The 1,256-nt window shown below is 62.3% G+C and carries 1 pseudogene; it reads left to right on the top strand.

What is annotated here, in order from left to right:
• Positions 1-9: 9 nt before the first annotated feature.
• A pseudogene (locus tag ACJH7A_RS30530) lies at positions 10-1,256 on the top strand (SpoVR family protein); the annotation flags it as partial.

Raw genomic sequence — 1,256 nt, 5'->3', positions numbered from 1 at the left:
GCCGAGCAGATGCTCGACGCCTATTCCTCGGTCGGCATGCCGCTGTTCTACAAGCACTGGTCGTTCGGCAAGCAGTTCGCATTCCAGGAAGCGTCCTATCGCAAGGGCCTGATGGGCCTCGCCTATGAGATCGTGATCAATTCCTCGCCGTGCATCTCCTATCTGATGGAGGAGAACACCGCGACGATGCAGACGCTGGTGATCGCGCATGCGGCGTTCGGGCACAATCACTTCTTCAAGAACAACTATCTGTTCAAGCAGTGGACCGACGCCGACGGCATCCTCGACTATCTCGAATTCGCCAAGGGCTACATCGCCGCCTGCGAGGACCGCCACGGCCGCGAGACGGTGGAGCGGACGCTGGATGCCGCGCATGCGCTGATGTCGCATGGCGTCGACCGCTATCCCGGCAAGAAGACGCTCGACCTGCGCGCCGAGGAGAAGCCAGCACGAAGAGGCCGTGTTCAACGATCTGTGGCGGACGGTGCCGAACACCAAGGCCAAGAGCAAGGCTGCGCTGACTGCCGAGCGCCGCCGCGCGCTGCTCGGTCTGCCGCAGGAGAACATCCTCTATTTCCTGGAGAAGACCGCGCCGCGGCTTGCGCCCTGGCAGCGCGAGCTCATTCGCATCGTGCGTCATATCGCGCAGTATTTCTACCCGCAGGGCCAGACCAAGGTGATGAACGAGGGCACCGCGACCTACGTCCATTACCGCATCATGAGCCGGCTGCATCAGCAGGGCCGGATCACCGACGGAAATTTCCTCGAATTCCTGCAGTCGCACACCAACGTAGTGTTCCAGCCCGAGTTCGACGACCGCCGCTATTCCGGCTTCAACCCTTACGCGCTCGGTTTCGCCATGATGCAGGACATCGAGCGGATCGTGAAGAATCCGGAGGACGAGGATCGCGACTGGTTCCCCGACATTGCCGGCAAGGGCGACGTCGAAGGCGTGCTGCGCGAGATCTGGAGCAACTACCGCGACGAGAGTTTCATCAACCAGTTCCTCAGCCCGGCGCTGATCCGGCGCTTCCGCATGTTCCATCTGCACGACGACCCCGCCGAAAGCCAGGGGATCAAGGTCGATGCGATTCATGACGAGCGTGGCTACCGCCGGGTGCGGCGCGAACTGGCGCGGCAATACGACGTCGGCTTCGTCGACGCCAATATCGAGGTCGTCGATGTCGACCTCGACGGCGATCGTCGCCTGATGCTGCGTCACACCACCGTGAAGGGCGCGCAGCTCAACGAGACCG

This window comes from Mycobacterium sp. SMC-17 (assembly GCF_045310915.1).
Classification (GTDB): domain Bacteria; phylum Actinomycetota; class Actinomycetes; order Mycobacteriales; family Mycobacteriaceae; genus Mycobacterium.
Note: the sequence above shows the minus strand (reverse complement) of the source record. Positions and strands in the feature narration are given on the sequence as shown.